Below are 15660 nucleotides of genomic sequence, written 5' to 3' on the forward strand. Positions count from 1 at the left end.
AGGAGGAACCTCCGCATGCGTATCTACAATCCCTCTTTCGGCCTTTCCGCCACGAGCAAGGAAAAGGTCACGCTGAAGCCGGTCAACTGGAAGACCGATGCCATCGCGCTGATCTCCAACTCCAAGCCCAATGCACGCGAGCTGCTGATGGGCGTTCGCGAGAAGCTCGGCGCGCATCGCCAGGTCGAGAACATCAAGTTCCTGGCCAAGAACAGCGCCAGCCAGCCGGCCCCGAAGGACCTGCTGCAGGAGGTCGCGACCAACTACAAGGCCGCGTTGCTCGCCTTAGGGGATTGAGGCAGCTGTTCATCGTGGAGTTTCCACGACAGCCTCGAACTCGAGAAGCTCGGCATCACGGCCTACGTGATCGCCACTGAAACCTTCAAGCCGCTGGTCCTGGCCCAGGCGAAAGCCCGCAAGGTCGAGCCGCGGTTGATCGTGGTGAAGCACCCCGTTGGCGGCCTCAATGCCGAGGAGCTGCGGGAACGTATCGAAGCCGCCACCAAGGGACTGACCGAGGCGACCAAGTGATGAAGGATATCGCCGATCAGGAAGTGATCGACCTCGAGGACATGGACGTCGAGGCGTTCAACGAGTTCGCCACCGAGCAGGGTTGGAGCGACGGCATGCCGCTCTACGTCCCGACCGAGAGCAAGGTGGCGAAGTTCGTCGAGACGGTACGGGGCGACAACCGCCCCTACCCGCCCGTGCCACCGCGCCAGGTCATCCCGACGATCCAGGCGCTCGCGGCCAACGCGGTGATGGCGGGCTGCAAGCCGGAGTATTTCCCGGTGGTCACGACCGCGCTGCGGGGCGTGCTCGATCCCGAATACAATCTCCACGGCACGCTCGCGACCACCCACTCGTGCGCGCCGATGGTGATGGTGAGCGGCCCAATCCGCCATGAGCTCAACATCAACTGCGGCTCGAATTGCTTCGGCCAGGGCCGCCAGGCCAATGCCACGATCGGACGGGCGCTGGGGCTGATGCTGCTCAACGTCGCCGGCGCCAAGCCGGGCGAGATGGACCGCTCGACCCAGGGCAATCCCGCCAAGTACACCTTCTGCTTCGGCGAGAACGAGGAAGAGAATCCCTGGACGCCATACCACGTCCAGCGCGGCTTCGCGCCGACCGACAGCGTCGTGACGGTGATGTCGGGCGAGGGTCCGCACAATCTCAACGACCATGGCAGCACCACCGGCATCGGCCTGCTGACGACCTTTGCCGGCGGCATGGCCAATCCAGGGGCGAACACGATCTACGGCAAGGGTCCGATGTTCATCATCATCGGGCCGGAGCATGCCGCGACGCTGAAGCGCGACGGCTTCACGCTCGAAACGATCCGCGAGGAGCTGTGGAAGCGCTCGCGCGTGCACCTGTCGCGCGTCTCGGCGGAGAACCTCGACACCTATGCCACCACCGGCCACAAGCCGGACGGCGACTGGCTGAGCATCGGCCGCAGCCCGGACGACATCCACATCACCGTGGCCGGCGGTCCGGGCAAGCACTCGGCGTTCATCCCATCGTTCGGCGGCACGACCGTGGCGTCGGTGCGCATCGCCCGATGAGAGACTGGTCGCGATGAGCGACTGGTGCGGCTGGCCGGTCGTCGGCGAGACGACCGCCTGGGAGGCCGTACAGCAGACCCTGGCCGACGCGGAGCTGTCGGACGGCCTGCCGCTGGTGCCGCCGACGCAGCGGCGCCTCGATGCCATGATCGCCGGCGTTGCCGGCCGCGCCGAACCGCTGGGCATGATGCCGCCGATGTTCGGCGACATCACGCCCGAGTCGGTCGCCTATCAATGCGTGATCGCCGGCTGCCGGCCGGAAGAGCTCAAGGTGGTGCTCGCGGCCGCGGTCGCGACGCTCGAACCCGACTTCAACCTGCTCGGCATCGCGACCACGACCGGCACCGCCTGCGTGGCGCTCTGCGTGCACGGCCCGATCGCGCGCCAGCTCGGCGTCAATGCCGGCACCAACTGCCTCGGTCCCGGCAATCGCGCCAATGCCAGCATCGGCCGCGCGCTGCAGCTCTGCATCCGCAATATCGGCGGCGCGCGCTCGGACGTCGGCGACATGGCGACCATGGGCCAGCCCGGCAAGTACACGCTGTGCTTCGCCGAGCGCGACGACGGCCCCTTCCCGACCCTCCCTCAGCGCCACGGCCTCGGCAAGGAGGCGAGCGCGATCACGGTGATGGGCATCTCGGGCACCGCCGAGGTGCTGCCGGGCGACGGCGAAGGCGCCACGCCCGAGGCGATCCTGTCGCCGATCGTCACCGGCATGCGCGCCGCGATCGTGATGTCCGGTGCGAGCCGCAAGAACGAGCGTGGCGAGCAGGTCTTCCTGCTGCCGCTCGAGATGGCGGAGAAGATCGTCAAGCACGACGGCTGGGATCTCGCCCGCGTCCAGCGCTACGTCTTCGAGCAGGGCGACGGCGTCGCCAAGGCGCCCGAAGCGATCCATCCCATCGTCACCGGCGGCGCCGGCTACAAGATGAGCTACCTGCCGATCTGGGGCGGCGGCTCGCAGACGGTGATGCGCCGGGTCTAGGCTGGGAGCGCGGCTCTCCAGAGCCGCTCTTCCTTCAGATTTGCCGCATCCCATGAGCGGCTCTGGAGAGCCGCGCTCCCAGCGATACGCGATTCGTAGGCTCTGAGTGCGCAACGCCTTGCACAGGGCCGACATCGAACCCTCATCCAGCAGTCATCGCACTGACATCGGCGCAGGCGAGAGGACGCGACCCGTCCGTTCTCGTGGAGGTCGCGATGTCCCGCGCCGTCAGCCGTCGCCGTTTCACCCTCGCCACCGCCGCGGCCCTCGCCGCGCCCGCCCTGCTGCCGCGCGCGTCGCTGGGTGCCGATGCGAAGATCGACTTCGTGCATCTCTGGTCGGGTGCCGACCACCCGGTCCAGAAGGTCATCCGGGCGTTCAACGAGAAGAACACCGGCGTCACCGTGGTCAGCCGGCAGGACGGCACGACCTACGAGACCATCACCCAGAAGGCGATGTCGTCGATCGCGGCCGGCCGCGGGCCGGCACTGATGGCCACCGGCTGGAAGCTCGGCGACTTCGCGCGCAAGACGCTGGGCGCCCAGGATTTCCGCCAGATCTACGGCACGGAGCGCACCGACGCCCTGCTCGGCAAGTTCCGCCCGCAGGTCCGGCCGCTTGCGTCGGTCGGCGGCGTGTCGATCGGCCTGCCGTGGGCGATGAGCACCCCGGTGCTCTACATCAACCAGACGCTGTGGACGGCGGCCGGCCTCGATCCTGCGGCCGAGCCGAAGACCGTCGAGGAGCTCTATCCGATGGTGCGCCAGCTCCAGGAGCGCACCGGGAAGCAGGGCCTGATCTACGAGGTCAACGAGTGGCTGCCGCAGGCCTTCATCCAGAATGCCGGCGGCGACGTGATCGATGCCGACGGCAAGCCGGCGATGGACAGCCCCGCCGCCGTGAAGGGCATCGAGGCCTTCGTGCAGCCGCGTCGCGAGAACCTGTGGAAGCCGATGACCATCTCCGAGATGATCGCGTCCTTCCAGGCCGGCGCCATCGGCGTCATGGCCTCGTCCTCTGCGCGCCAGTCGGGCGTGCGCGGGGCCGCGACCTTCGACCTGCGGCTGATCCAGATGCCCGGCCTCGCCGGCCATCCGCGCCGCATGAATTCCGGCGGCAACTTCCTCGCCGTCTATTCCAAGGTGAAGGAGCAGCAGGAAGGCGCCTACAGGTTCATGGAGTTCATCGCCAGCCGCGAGGGCTTCGAGCTGTGGCTCGCGACCGGTTATCTCAACGTCACCCTGAACGACATCCCGGTGCGGCCGGGCAACGAGGCCGCCCACGCCCAGATGGAAGCCGGCCTGACCAGCGAGACGATCTGGCCGGGCGCGCGCGGCCTCGAGGCGCTCACGGTGCATATCGACTGGATCACCAAGATCGTGAACGGCGCGGTCTCGGTGCCGGACGGGCTGCGCGGCAGCCGCGAGGCGGTCGAGAAGCTCGTATCGGCATGAGGCTGGCGGGACGCCGCCTCCTCCAGTCGCCCTGGCTGTTCGCCGGCCCCGCCGTCGCCGCCTCGATCGCCTTCGTCTGGCTGCCCATGGTCTCGACCCTGGGCCTGTCCTTCTTCGACTGGAGCCTGCTGCGCCAGGAAGCGACGTGGCGCGGCCTCGCCCACTATCGCGGCACGCTCGCCAATCCCGACTTCCATCTCGCGCTGACCAACACCGGACTTTACCTCGGCGTGCTACTGCCGCTGCAGGTCGGCGTGCCGCTGGTGCTGGCGCTCGCGCTGGTGAGGGTGCAAGCCAGGGCGGTCGGGCGCGTCTATCGCACCGCTCTGTTCGCGCCCTCGGTGCTGTCGTTCCCCGTCGCCGCCGTCGTCTGGCTGTGGCTGTTCAACCCGACGGTCGGCTTCCTCAATACGCTGCTCGCCTCGGCGGGACTGCCGGCGCAGCGCTGGCTGAGCGATCCCGATCTCGCCCTCTGGAGCGTCGTCGCCGTGGCCTTCTGGAAAAGCTTCGGCCTCAACCTGCTGATCTTCCTCGCGGCGCTCGCCAACCTGCCGAAGGATGTCGCCGAGGCCGCGCGGATCGACGGCGCCGGGCCCTTGCGGCAGGCGATCGACATCGACATCCCGCTGGTCTCGCCGGCAATCTTCTTTGCGGTCGTGACCACGATCATCGTCGTGCTCGACGAGATCGTCGGCGCGGTCGACGTGCTGACCGAGGGCGGGCCGTACCGCACCTCGAGCAACCTCCTCTATTTCCTCTATGAACGCGGCTTCCGCCATTTCCAGTTCGGCGAGGCGGCTGCCGTCGCCGTGCTGATCGCCGCGATCGTGGCGTTCGTCACCTGGGCGCAGTTCCGCTTCGGGGAGCGGCATGTCCACTACGAGTGACGCCGTTCCTGAGCGGCGCGGCGGTCAACTCCTCCTTCACCTCGCCTTCGTCGCTGTCTGCCTGGTCACGCTGTTCCCGCTGGCCTGGATGCTGAGGACCGCCTTCGCACCGTCAAGAGAGGTGTTTCAAGCGACCCTCTCGCTGTGGCCCGACAATCCCACTGTCGCCAACTTCCCCGCGGCCTTCCGGCTCCATCCGGTCGGGACCTGGTTCGTCAACTCGATGATCGTATCGGTCGGTATCACCGCCGGAAAGCTGGTGCTCGCGATCCCGGCCGCGTTCGCCTTCGGCGTGCTGACGTTTCGCGGCCGCGACCTTGCGTTCGGCATCGTCGTCGGCACGATGACCGTGCCCTACGTGATCACGCTGCTGCCGACCTACGTCGCCGTCGCGAGCCTCGGCTATTACGACACGCTGAGCGGCGTGATCGTGCCGACGGTCGGCCATTGCGGGTTCGTCGTCTTCTTCCTGCGCCAGGCCTTCAAGTCCCTGCCGCGCGAGCTGTTCGAGGCCGCGCGCATCGACGGCGCCGGACCATGGCGCCAGATGCTGGAGATCGGGCTGCCCAACATCGGCGGCGCCGTCGCGGCCATGGCGGTGCTGTCGTTCCTCGGCGCCTGGAACCTCTATCTTTGGCCGCACCTGATCCTCGACGCCAGCGAGCACAAGACGCTCTCGATCGGCCTCAAGCTCTTCGCCACCACCGGCGAGCAGGGCGGCCAATGGGGGCCGCTGATGGCCACCGCGCTGCTCGCCGCCCTGCCCGTCGTCGCGCTCTATCTCGTCGCGCAACGCCAGCTCATCTCCGCGTTCACGACGTCGGGCGTGCGGTGAGGTCAGTCCGGATCATCCGGGAAGACGATCCCCGCATAGTCTCGAGCGCCGTGAGGATATGCAGGATTTCCACCCCGGCCGTGCCGATATCGAGGAAGATCAGGCAGTTGCCGTGAACTCTGCGACGCAAAGCCGAATCGCGGGATTCGTCGACCAGCGGATAGAAGCGAAGTGCTCTCCCAATCCCGTTACTAGCGCTTCTCAATTCACCGACGAATGACACAGCGCGAACGGGATTGTTTTGCGCGATCCAATCGCCGATCTGCTCCAGGTCACGCTCGGCTGTGCGCGATAGGATGACCTTCACGGCCGCTGCTTGGCCATCTCGCGATATTTCGCCTCCAGCCGATCAAAGACCTCTTTGAGCTGAACCCCACCAATAAGTTCGTCAAAATTTCCAGCCCAGCCAGTCGCAGACGCCGCGACCCATGCCCCATCTGAGGCCCTCAACCTTCAGCCAAAACATCTCCTCGGTGAACATGGTCACGCCCTGCCGGTAGGAGCACGCCAGGCGCGACCAGTCGGACACGGCGAACTAGCGCTTGTGGCTTGGTCTCGTCTTCAGTACCGATCGCGTACCTCCGCCTTTGAGGCAGCATCGAGATGACATCGTCCAACCTCCGGAAGAAGCTGCAAAGGCTCTATTTGGGAGAAGACAGGCGTGCTCGCACATTTCGCTATGGGCTCATCGCCTTCGACATCGCCACAATCGCGGTCTTTCTCTTGTCGTCAGTGGCACGCGAACGATGGTGGATGATTCCCCTCGACCTGTTTGTCGGCTTCCTGCTCATCCTGGACTTCACAGCCCGGCTGTTTGCCGAGCCCGCGCGCCGTCGTTACCTCCTGAGTCTTGCGACGGCCGCCGACCTCATCGTCATCCTCTCGCTGTTGCTGCCAGCCTTCATCGAGAATCTCGCATTCCTGCGGATCGCTCGCGCGCTGAGGCTCCTGCGCTCCTACCATCTGCTGCGCGACCTGCGCGCTGACTCGGTCTGGTTCCGCCAGCACGAAGACATCATACAACGCACCGTCAACCTCGGCGTGTTCATCTTCATCGTGACCTCCGTGGTGTATGTCACCCAGCATCTCATCAATCCGCAGATCTCGAACTACGTAGATGCGCTGTATTTCACGATCACGACTCTCACGACGACCGGATTTGGTGACATCACGCTGCAAGGACCCGCCGGGCGGCTGTTGGCGGTGCTGATCATGATTGTCGGGGTCGGGCTGTTCCTGCGCCTCCTTCAGGCAATCTTCCGGCCCAATAAGGTCCGGTTCGAGTGTCCAGACTGCGGCCTTCTGGTCCATGATGCGGATGCAGTCCACTGCAAGCATTGTGGACGGGTCCTGCATATCGAGACAGAAGGCGCTGCCTAAGGCCGTTCCCAGACTGCACGCGCCCATCCGGGTCAGGACGGCGCGGTATCGTTCGATGACGAATTAACAGTGGTTACTCGCCTCTGCTCCCTCTTCGACCTTCCGAAGGCCAGGCATCCTCGTTGCCGATGGAATCGCTCCTCCGAAAGCTCGGCGCATGACACAGTCTTTAAGGAGCGGGCACGCAGACTGTGTGTTGCGTTAGAGCGCTGACGATATTTGCGCGTCCGTGCGCAGTCACGCCGGGGGGCGCCACTGCCGGGGAAGGATTCCTCGGCGAGTCACAGACCCAAGCCTTTGGTATAATAGCCAGCGCTCGGAATCGGAGGGCTATCACGCGCATCCGGCCGCCCTCAGGCGGCCGGTCCGTTGGTATGGCGCTACGAAAAGAGCCAGTCGGCTGCGCCGTCATTGGCAAGCGTGCCGTGGAACAGCACCCCGTTGCCGATTGCCTGGTTGAGCTCGGTCGCGCTGTAGGCGGTGGTCTGCGCGAAGGCGCGCCAGCCGTCCGCCGTCATGCCGACAAGCGTCGTGTTGTAGCCACCGTCGAAGCTCGCTGCATAGACGGAGCCGGAGAAGCTCTCGCCGACGGTCGGCGGGTCGGCCAGGAAGGACGACAGGACGATGGTGTCCTCGCCGAGTTCGAAGTCGGCGAGCCGGTCGACGCCGTCGCTGCTGGACGTGAAGATGAAGCGGTCGGCGTCGGCGCCTCCGTAGAGAACGTCGTTGCCGGCATTGCCGTAGAGGCTGTCCCTGCCGTCGCCGCCGTTCACGGTGTCGTTGCCGGCTCCGCCCCGCAGCACGTCCTCACCATCGCCACCCGTCAGCGTGTCGCCGCCATTGCCGCCGTCGAGCACATCGTTGCCGTCGCCGCCGATCAGCACGTCGTTGCCGCTTCCGCCGTCGATCGTGTCGTTGCCGGCTCCAGCATCGATGACGTTCGCGCCGGCATCGGTCCGGATGGTGTCATTTCCCGATCCCGTACGGAAATTCTCGATCTCCATCAGGCTGTCGGTGAACCCGGACTGCACCGCGGTACCGCGGCCGAACGTGTTGAGGCTGATCTCGACGCGCGCCGAGCCCTCCCAGATCGCGGTATCCGTGCCGTCGCCGCCGCGCAGCGTGTCGCTGTTGGCGCCGCCGACAATGGTATCGTTGCCGGCATCGCCATAGATCTCGTCGACGCCGTTGCCGCCATAGAGCCGATCGTTGCCGTCCCCTCCGCGCATCAGGTCGAGCCCGTCGTCGCCGTACATCGTGTCGTTGCCGCCTCCGCCATGGAGGTGGTCGTCGTTCTTGCCGCCGTAGAGTTCGTCCACGGCCGCGCCGCCGACCAGGATGTCGTTGCCATCCTCGCCGTAAGCGCGCCCGCTTCCTTCGATCGCCAGCACGTCGTTGCCGATCCCGCCCCACAGCACGTTGAAGCCCGATCCGCCGTAGAGGTAGTCGTTGCCGCTGTCGCCCCAGAGGACGTCGTTGCCGTCCTCGCCGCGCACCAGGTCGTTGCCGTTTCCGCCATAGAGCTTGTCGTTGTCGGCGCCGCCGCGCAGGTCATCCGTGCCGTCGCCGCCCCACATCCGGTCCGCGCCGTTGCCGCCGAGCATCATGTCGTCGCCGCCCTCGCCCCAGACCTGGTCGTCGCCGTTGAGACCGGCCAGTCGGTTGTCGGCCGCGCTGCCGGTGATCTTGTCGGCCGAGCCCGATCCGTCGGCATTGGCGATTCTATAGAGCTTGTCTTCGCCGAGAATCGGGACCGGTGTCAGTCCGTAGGCTCGCGCAACGCCGTAGGCGCCGTACACATCCTGCGCCGTCGAGAGGTCGATCTCCACCCCACCGGTGGTGTAGTAGGCATAAGAGATCGTGTCGTTGCCGGTGCCACCGAAGATCGTTGTGTCCGGCGTGTTCGCCCTGTATCCGCCCGGCCGGTCCCGGACGATGACGTCGTCACCGCCCTCCCCGTAATAGGTGCCGTTCCAGAGCGTCGTGACCAGGCTCCCGCCGCTCCACTCGGTATGCTCGAAAGCCGCGACTGTGGCGTGGGTGAGCGCGACGACCCCGCCGGTATCGTCGTCTGCCATTGCCCCATAAATCGTGTAGCCCATTGTCGTTCTCCTCTGAATTGCTTAAGAAAATCGGTTCCTGTGAATGCGCATCCGGGTTCCCGGATGGGATCGCTCGTTCCGGCGGGGTGCCGGGCGGCGTCGGTCATGGCTTACGCGGGAGGCGTCAGGCGGGCGTGGAAGCAGCGTGAAACTTGCGGTAAATCGGCGATAACTCCCCGAGGAGCAGGGCGTGGCGATCGAGAACGCGAGGATCGGGGCGTGCGGAAGCGCAGCTATGGTCGAGCTTGGATTGCTCGGCGGCTTCGAGCTGCGTCGCGTCGATGGTCCTGTCCTGGTGCTGCCGACCCGCAAGGCGGAGATGCTGCTTGCCTACCTCGCTCTTCCGGCGGGGCACGCTCATTCGCGTGACAAGCTTGCAGCCCTCCTCTGGGGCGATCGTCAGGACGCACAGGCCCGCGCCAGCCTGCGCAATGCGATCGCCGCTCTGCGAGCCGTGCTCGGGGCTGACGCCATCCGGGGCGAGCGCGACATGGTGGAGCTCAAACCGGTCCACCTCTCGACCGACATCGACCGCCTCGCAGCAGCGGCGGCAGGCGAGGCCGCCATCGGTGACGCCTTCCTGCAGCTCGCCCTGCGGACGGAGCTGCTCGAGGGGGTGGTGCCGCCGTCGGAAAGCTTCGCGGATTGGCTCTCCTTCGAGCGCACGCGCTGCGTCGGGCTTTCTGCGCGCGCGGCCCAGCGCGCCATCGCCACGCATGAGCAGGCTGGGCGCTTCGCGGCCGCAATCGATCTGGCGCAGCGTCTCGTCGCGCGCGACCCGCTGCGCGAACACAGCCAACGCGTGCTCATCCGCAGCTATCTGGCAGCAGGCGAACAATCGCGCGCGAGCGCGCAGTTGCAGAGCTGTCGTGAGGTGCTCGCCCGCGAGCTCGGCGTTGCGATCTCGGATGAAACCGCCGCACTGCTGCGGCCGGGAGGAGGCACACGGGGTGCCGAAAGCCGGCCGTCCGCGGCGCCGGCTGCTGCCGATGCGGTCTACGGCCGTTTCTCGATCGCGGTGCTGCCTTTCGCCGATCTCGGCGGTGAACCGGGGCAGGACTTCCTCGCCGAAGGGTTTTCGGAGGATCTCATCACTGAGCTCTCACGTCGGCGGGAATTCATGGTGATCGCCCGTCAGTCGAGCGCGCAGTTCTCGGGACGTCCGGAGACGGCCTCGGCAGCGGCAACGGAATTGTCGGTTCGGTATGCCCTTACGGGCAGCTTGCGTCGCGCTGGCGAGCGGCTTCGTGTGACGGTGCAGCTGATCGACGCTCTCGGTAACCGCTGCATCTGGGCGCAGCGCTATGACCGCGCAGTTGCCGACATCTTCGCGGTCCAGGACGAGATCGTCGCGAGCACCGTCGCCAGTGTCGACGCCGAGGTCCGGCACGACGAGCGCGAGCGTGCCGCACGCAAGCTGCCCAGCGAACTCGACGCCTGGGAGCTGTTCCATCGCGGCCTGTGGCATGTCTACCGCTTCACGCGCGACGACGTCTCGGCCGGCGAACGGCTCTTCGAGCAGGCGCTCGAGCGCGCGCCCGACTTCGCGCTTGCGCATGCCGGTCTCGCCTACGCCGCCTACGTCAAGGCTGTCTTTTATTTCGTCGCCGATCCGAAGCCGGCCATCGCTGGCGGGCTGGCGCAGGCCGGGCAGGCCCTCTCGCTCGACGGCGACAGCGCGTTCGCTCATTTCGCGATCGGCCGCCTGTTGACCGTCGCGGGTGATCTCGACCGCGCCTTGCATCATCTCGCGCTGGCGATCGAGCTCAATCCGAGCTTTGCGCAGGCGCATTTCGGCCTCGCCCAGGCGTTGATCTACGCCGCGAGGCCGCAGCAGGCGCTGGAAAGCATTGCGACCGCGCGGAGGCTCAGCCCGAAGGACCCGTTGGCCAGCATGATGCTGACATTAAGCTCGTTCTGTCACTACAGCCTGACCAACTATGCGCAGGCCGAGGCCGATGCCCGGCACGCGGCCCAGCTCCAGCGACACGAGACCTGGTCGCGGCTTGCCCTTGCGGTAGCGCTGGTCGAACTCGACCGGGTCGAAGAGGCGAAGACAGTCGTCGCCGAAGCGCGCAGGATCGAGCCGTCGCTTTCGCTCGACAGTTTCGCCCGGCTGGTCGCCTCGGCGCCGCAGGAGCTGCGGATGCGGGTCTGGACCGGGCTGAAAGCTGCCGGGATCGCCCATCAGTCCTGACGGCGCGTCACCGGAACCTATCGATACTATCTCACCCGCGCCGGCAGAGCCGCTGCCGCAGCTCTCTGGCGAACCACTCAGTGCGTCATCATTCCCGTCCTCGCGTGACAGTGCCAGAGCTCGCCGGCCTGCTGCCGTTCAAGAGCGGATGGCCATCATGCGGCTCGGGATAGTAAGGTGCCGACGACCAGAATTCGTGGGGGAGATTACATGACACGCGGCGCGCTGCTGGCGACGCTCGGGGTCGCGGTCGCGACGTTCGCCTTGCCCGCGCTGGCCGCCGGTCCCGGAGGGCCGGCCGTCGATGGGCGTGAGATCAACCTGCTGTGGGCCGTCCCGTTCGCGGGCATCCTCCTCTCCATCGCGATCATGCCGCTCGCGGTCCCGCACTTCTGGCACCACCACTTCGGCAAGGTCTCGGCGGTGTGGGCGATCCTGGTCGTCGTGCCTTTCGCCGTGAATTTCGGCTTGTCGACGATGGTCTACGAGATCCTGCACCTGCTCCTGCTCGACTATATCCCCTTCATCGTGCTGCTGCTGGCGCTATTCACCGTCACCGGCGGCATCCACATCAAGGGCAACCTGCACGGCTCGCCGTCGATGAACACGGCCCTGCTGGCGATCGGCACGATGCTTGCGGGCTGGATGGGAACGACCGGTGCGTCGATGTTGCTGATCCGTCCGCTGCTGCGCGCCAACGACGACAGGCGGCACAAGGTCCATGTCTTCGTATTCTTCATTTTCCTGGTGTCCAACATCGGCGGTGCCTTGACGCCGCTTGGCGATCCGCCGCTCTTCCTTGGCTTCCTGAAGGGCGTCAGCTTCTTCTGGACGACGACCCACCTGTTCAGCGAGATGCTGTTCTGCATCATTGCCCTGCTCGTCCTGTTCTATGCCCTCGACAGCTACTGGTACCGCAAGGAAGGCTATCGGAAGCGCGACCCGACCCCGGAGTCTCCGGTACGCATCGATGGCGGCTTCAACGTCATCCTGTTGGCCGCCGTCGTCGGCGCCGTGCTGATGAGCGGTTCGTGGAATCCAGGGGTGAGCTTCACCATCTTCCACGTGACCCTCGAGCTGCAACATGTCCTGCGCGACTTGTTGCTGGTGGCGATTTGCTTTGCTTCGCTTCGACTGACATCGCGCCAGGTACGCAGCGAAAACTCGTTCACGTGGGGGCCGATGCTGGAGGTCGCAAAGCTCTTCGCCGGCATCTTCATCACCATCGCGCCCGTCATCGCCATCCTGAAGGCAGGCCAGGACGGGGCGCTCGCGCCCCTGGTGTCGATGGTGACCAATCCCGATGGCCAACCGAACAACGTCTGGTACTTCTGGCTGAGCGGCATCCTGTCGAGCTTCCTTGATAACGCGCCGACATATCTCGTGTTCTTCAATATCGCCGGCGGCGACCCGGTCGCTCTGATGGGGCCACTCGCCAGCACGCTGACGGCCATCTCCTGCGGCGCGGTGTTCATGGGCGCCATCACTTACATCGGCAATGCGCCCAACTTCATGGTCAAGGCGGTGGTTGAGGAAGCCGACATCCGGATGCCCAGCTTTTTCGGATACATGGCTTGGTCTTGTGCGATCCTGATTCCGCTATTCGTGCTTCTGACTCTGGTCTTCTTCCGGTGAAGCGGCGGACCAAGGAAGAGGACCTTTAAATCATCACTCGATGCCTGCGTCGCGCGCGGCTGATCATTGCTTGCCGTTCTGGGGTGTCTTTGCTGGCGGCGCGGCGTGGCTGTGGCAAGCGGGCCGTTTCGGATACGCCCAGAGCACCCCGCTCTTCGGAGCAGTCGTTGTCGGATAATTGCTGGTTGGCGGCGCAAAGCTCGGTTTCCTCTTGAGCCGTCGCGCTGCATCGAGGCATCTGCTTTCTACCGGTTGCTTCTGGACCAGCACGGCCGGGCTCTTGGGACGTCTCCCACTGCTTTGTGGACGACGCTTCTTGGCATCGACGTCGAGGCGGAGCAGGTTGCTTTCGATCAGCTCGTCAAGCTCGGCGCGCCAGCTTGGCCCGCGCCTTCAAGGAGTTGCATAGTACCCAAAGCACCGCAGACCTCTGCCACGCCGAGTGCCTCGCTCCGCTGCTCGACCGCAAAGCCACCGAAAGCTCCAATCGGAAACTCACCGCGAGGTTCTGCAATGCCACGCTCTGCCGGTGCGCCACCATCGAGGACGTCGACTGGCGCACCCAACGCGGCCTCGATCGAAGGTCCACCCGATACGGTCTCTCGCTGGCTCAGCTGAGGAAGCCGAAGTAGCGCGGCAGGACCAGGATGATTTCCGGCCAGTAGATGCACATTATGAGCGTCACCACCTGCAGGATCACGAAGGGAACGATGCCGCGGTAGATGTGCGCCATGGTGACTTCCGGAGGCACCGTCGCTTTCATGTAGAACAGGGCGAATCCGAAGGGCGGCGTCAAAAAGGCCGACTGCAGGTTCACCGCCATCAGGATCACGAACCAGATCATGAAGTCCTTGTTCTCGGCGATGTGCGGCGTGAAATCGACCAGCTTCAAGAGGGGCGCGAAGATCGGCAGGACGACGAGGCAGATTTCGAGAAAGTCGAAGAAGAACCCCATGATGAAGACGAGCACCATCACGAAGATCAGGATTTCCCAGCCGGTGTCGATTCCGACCGCCTTGAGCAGCTCGGCAACCAGGTCGTCGCCCCCGAGCGCGCGGAACACGTAGGAGAACAGGGTCGCACCGAAGATGATGAAGAACACCAGCCCGTTGGTGAGCGCCGAGCTCTCGATGACTTCCCTCAGCATCTTCATGTTAAGGCGCTTGTTCCACCACGCCAGCAGGAGCGCACCGGCGCAGCCGGTTCCGCCGGCTTCGGTCGGCGTCGCGAGACCGCCGAAGATCGACCCGAGGACGACGAAGATCAGGAATGCCGGCGGCAGAAAGCTGCGCAACAGCATGCGAAGCAGCTCGGCGCCGCTCTGGGGCCCTTGGTCCGCGGCGAGCGGAGGCGCCTTCTTCGGATTCAGCGCGGCAAAAAAGCCGATATACACGAGGTAGACGGCGGCCAGGAGCAGGCCCGGGAGAATCGCCGCCGTGAACAGCGTGCCGACCGAGATCGTCATGATGTCGCCCATGATGACCAGCATGATGCTGGGCGGAATCAGGATTCCCAGCGTGCCGGCCGACGCGATGGTGCCGACCGACAATTCCTTCGAATAGCCGCGCTCGAGCATCGTCGGCAGCGCGATCAGCGTCAGCATGATCACCGAGGCGCCGACGATGCCGGTCGTTGCCGCCATGATCGTGCCCATCACCGTCACCGACATCGCAAGCCCGCCGGGAATTTTCCGGGTGAGGACCTGCAGGGCCTTGAGGAGCTCGTCGGCCACGCCCGATTTCTCCAGGATCGTGCCCATGAACACGAACATCGGCACCGCGATCAGAACCTGGTTCTGCACCGCCTGGCCCCAGATGCGCGGGATCAGGCTTCCGAGCTGTGCCGGGCGGAAGACATCGAAGAACATGCCGAGCACGGCAAAGCCCAGCGCCACGCCGCCCAGGACGAACGCAACCGGATAACCCACGAACATGATGACCGTGAGCACGGCGAACATGAACAGCGCGAGATGATCACCAACCCATTCCATGACCGCCTCCCCTCAGCGACCGGTCTGAGCCGCCGCGGCACGCGCAGCGAGATCGGGAGGTCCATAGAGCTGGACCAGCTTGCGGAAAAGAACCGAGGCGACAGCAAAGTCGAGCAGCACCAGGCCAACGAATAGCGCCCCTTTCATGACCCAGCGAAACCGGAGCCCGTTCGGGGCATCTGAGGACTCGCCCTGCATGTAGGACACTTGAAAGAAATCGAAGGCGAAATAAGTCGCGACCAGGCAATAGGGCGCCGCGAAGATCAGGATACCGAATATCTCGAGGATCGCCTGCCTGCGGGGGCCGGCATTGGCGGTGAAGACGTCGATGCGGACGTGAACGTTACGAATATAGCAGTATCCGAGCCACGGCAGGAACAGAAGTCCGTGAATGTGCCACTCGAGCTCCTGAAGCGGGGTGGAACCGAAAAACGGAATCTGGAATCCTACCTTGCGGGAGATCACGTCGAAGCAGATGACGATGACCAGCACGATGAATAGCCATCCGAAGAGATGCGCGATGCGCGCGAGCACGCCGTCTATCGCGTCGCTTACGCCAAGTAATGTACTCATCCTTCAAGTTCCCCCGGATCGACGCGAGCCATCTGCTGGTCGCCCCTTGCGGGC

The 15660-nt window shown here is 65.3% G+C and carries 14 protein-coding genes; 10 read left to right on the forward strand and 4 right to left on the reverse strand.

From position 1 onward, the window contains the following. The first annotated feature begins 15 nt into the window (after positions 1 to 15). From ACQY8M_RS26660 to ACQY8M_RS26685, 6 genes are all read left to right on the forward strand, one after another. Positions 16 to 531, forward strand: a complete 516-nt coding sequence (locus ACQY8M_RS26660; protein ID WP_428662065.1) for a UGSC family (seleno)protein — start codon at positions 16 to 18, stop codon at positions 529 to 531. Beyond that, positions 528 to 1568, forward strand: coding sequence for a hypothetical protein (locus ACQY8M_RS26665; RefSeq protein WP_428662068.1), 1041 nt, complete (start codon positions 528 to 530; stop codon positions 1566 to 1568). Before ACQY8M_RS26660 ends, ACQY8M_RS26665 begins: the two co-directional genes overlap by 4 nt. A gap of 13 nt (positions 1569 to 1581) precedes the next feature. Beyond that, entirely contained in the window at positions 1582 to 2553 is a 972-nt protein-coding gene (locus ACQY8M_RS26670) for a hypothetical protein (RefSeq protein ID WP_428662071.1), read from the forward strand. Positions 2554 to 2768: 215 nt separating this feature from the next. Then, on the forward strand, positions 2769 to 4007 hold the full coding sequence (locus tag ACQY8M_RS26675; RefSeq protein ID WP_428662074.1) for an extracellular solute-binding protein: 1239 nt from the start codon (positions 2769 to 2771) through the stop codon (positions 4005 to 4007). After that, entirely contained in the window at positions 4004 to 4894 is an 891-nt protein-coding gene (locus ACQY8M_RS26680; RefSeq protein WP_428662076.1) for a carbohydrate ABC transporter permease, read from the forward strand. The genes ACQY8M_RS26675 and ACQY8M_RS26680 overlap by 4 nt, the downstream gene beginning before the upstream one ends. Next, the gene (locus tag ACQY8M_RS26685; RefSeq protein ID WP_428662079.1) at positions 4878 to 5729 is read left to right on the forward strand and encodes a carbohydrate ABC transporter permease; all 852 of its coding nucleotides are present in this window, start codon (positions 4878 to 4880) and stop codon (positions 5727 to 5729) included. Before ACQY8M_RS26680 ends, ACQY8M_RS26685 begins: the two co-directional genes overlap by 17 nt. Here the strand turns inward: ACQY8M_RS26685 and ACQY8M_RS26690 are convergent. Next, complete coding sequence (locus tag ACQY8M_RS26690) at positions 5707 to 6036, reverse strand: type II toxin-antitoxin system RelE/ParE family toxin (protein ID WP_428662082.1); 330 nt, start codon at positions 6034 to 6036, stop codon at positions 5707 to 5709. The genes ACQY8M_RS26685 and ACQY8M_RS26690 overlap by 23 nt on opposite strands. 296 nt (positions 6037 to 6332) lie before the next feature. Between ACQY8M_RS26690 and ACQY8M_RS26695 the strand changes: the two genes are divergently transcribed. Continuing rightward, positions 6333 to 7109 (forward strand): potassium channel family protein, encoded by a 777-nt coding sequence (locus ACQY8M_RS26695; RefSeq protein ID WP_428662084.1) that lies wholly within the window; start codon positions 6333 to 6335, stop codon positions 7107 to 7109. A gap of 380 nt (positions 7110 to 7489) precedes the next feature. Here the strand turns inward: ACQY8M_RS26695 and ACQY8M_RS26700 are convergent, their stop codons facing one another. Beyond that, complete coding sequence (locus ACQY8M_RS26700) at positions 7490 to 9211, reverse strand: calcium-binding protein (RefSeq protein ID WP_428662086.1); 1722 nt, start codon at positions 9209 to 9211, stop codon at positions 7490 to 7492. Positions 9212 to 9461: 250 nt separating this feature from the next. On the opposite strand from ACQY8M_RS26700, the gene ACQY8M_RS26705 reads away from it, so the two are divergent. From ACQY8M_RS26705 to ACQY8M_RS26715, 3 genes are all read left to right on the forward strand, one after another. Continuing rightward, positions 9462 to 11408: a tetratricopeptide repeat protein gene (locus ACQY8M_RS26705; RefSeq protein ID WP_428662089.1), complete on the forward strand. Its 1947-nt coding sequence runs from the start codon at positions 9462 to 9464 to the stop codon at positions 11406 to 11408. A gap of 210 nt (positions 11409 to 11618) precedes the next feature. Further along, positions 11619 to 13043, forward strand: a complete 1425-nt coding sequence (locus ACQY8M_RS26710; RefSeq protein ID WP_428662091.1) for a sodium:proton antiporter — start codon at positions 11619 to 11621, stop codon at positions 13041 to 13043. A gap of 302 nt (positions 13044 to 13345) precedes the next feature. Further along, on the forward strand, positions 13346 to 13675 hold the full coding sequence (locus tag ACQY8M_RS26715; protein ID WP_428662094.1) for an ATP-binding protein: 330 nt from the start codon (positions 13346 to 13348) through the stop codon (positions 13673 to 13675). On the opposite strand, the gene ACQY8M_RS26720 is transcribed toward ACQY8M_RS26715, so the two are convergent. Together ACQY8M_RS26720 and ACQY8M_RS26725 are read right to left on the reverse strand one after the other, a co-directional pair. Further along, positions 13654 to 15033 (reverse strand): TRAP transporter large permease, encoded by a 1380-nt coding sequence (locus ACQY8M_RS26720; protein ID WP_428662097.1) that lies wholly within the window; start codon positions 15031 to 15033, stop codon positions 13654 to 13656. The genes ACQY8M_RS26715 and ACQY8M_RS26720 overlap by 22 nt on opposite strands. 12 nt (positions 15034 to 15045) lie before the next feature. Further along, a complete protein-coding gene (locus ACQY8M_RS26725) occupies positions 15046 to 15567 on the reverse strand; it encodes a TRAP transporter small permease subunit (RefSeq protein ID WP_428662100.1) in 522 nt (173 codons plus the stop codon). Positions 15568 to 15660 lie beyond the last annotated feature (93 nt).

This window comes from Reyranella sp. (assembly GCF_965279465.1).
In the GTDB taxonomy this organism is placed as follows: domain Bacteria; phylum Pseudomonadota; class Alphaproteobacteria; order Reyranellales; family Reyranellaceae; genus Reyranella.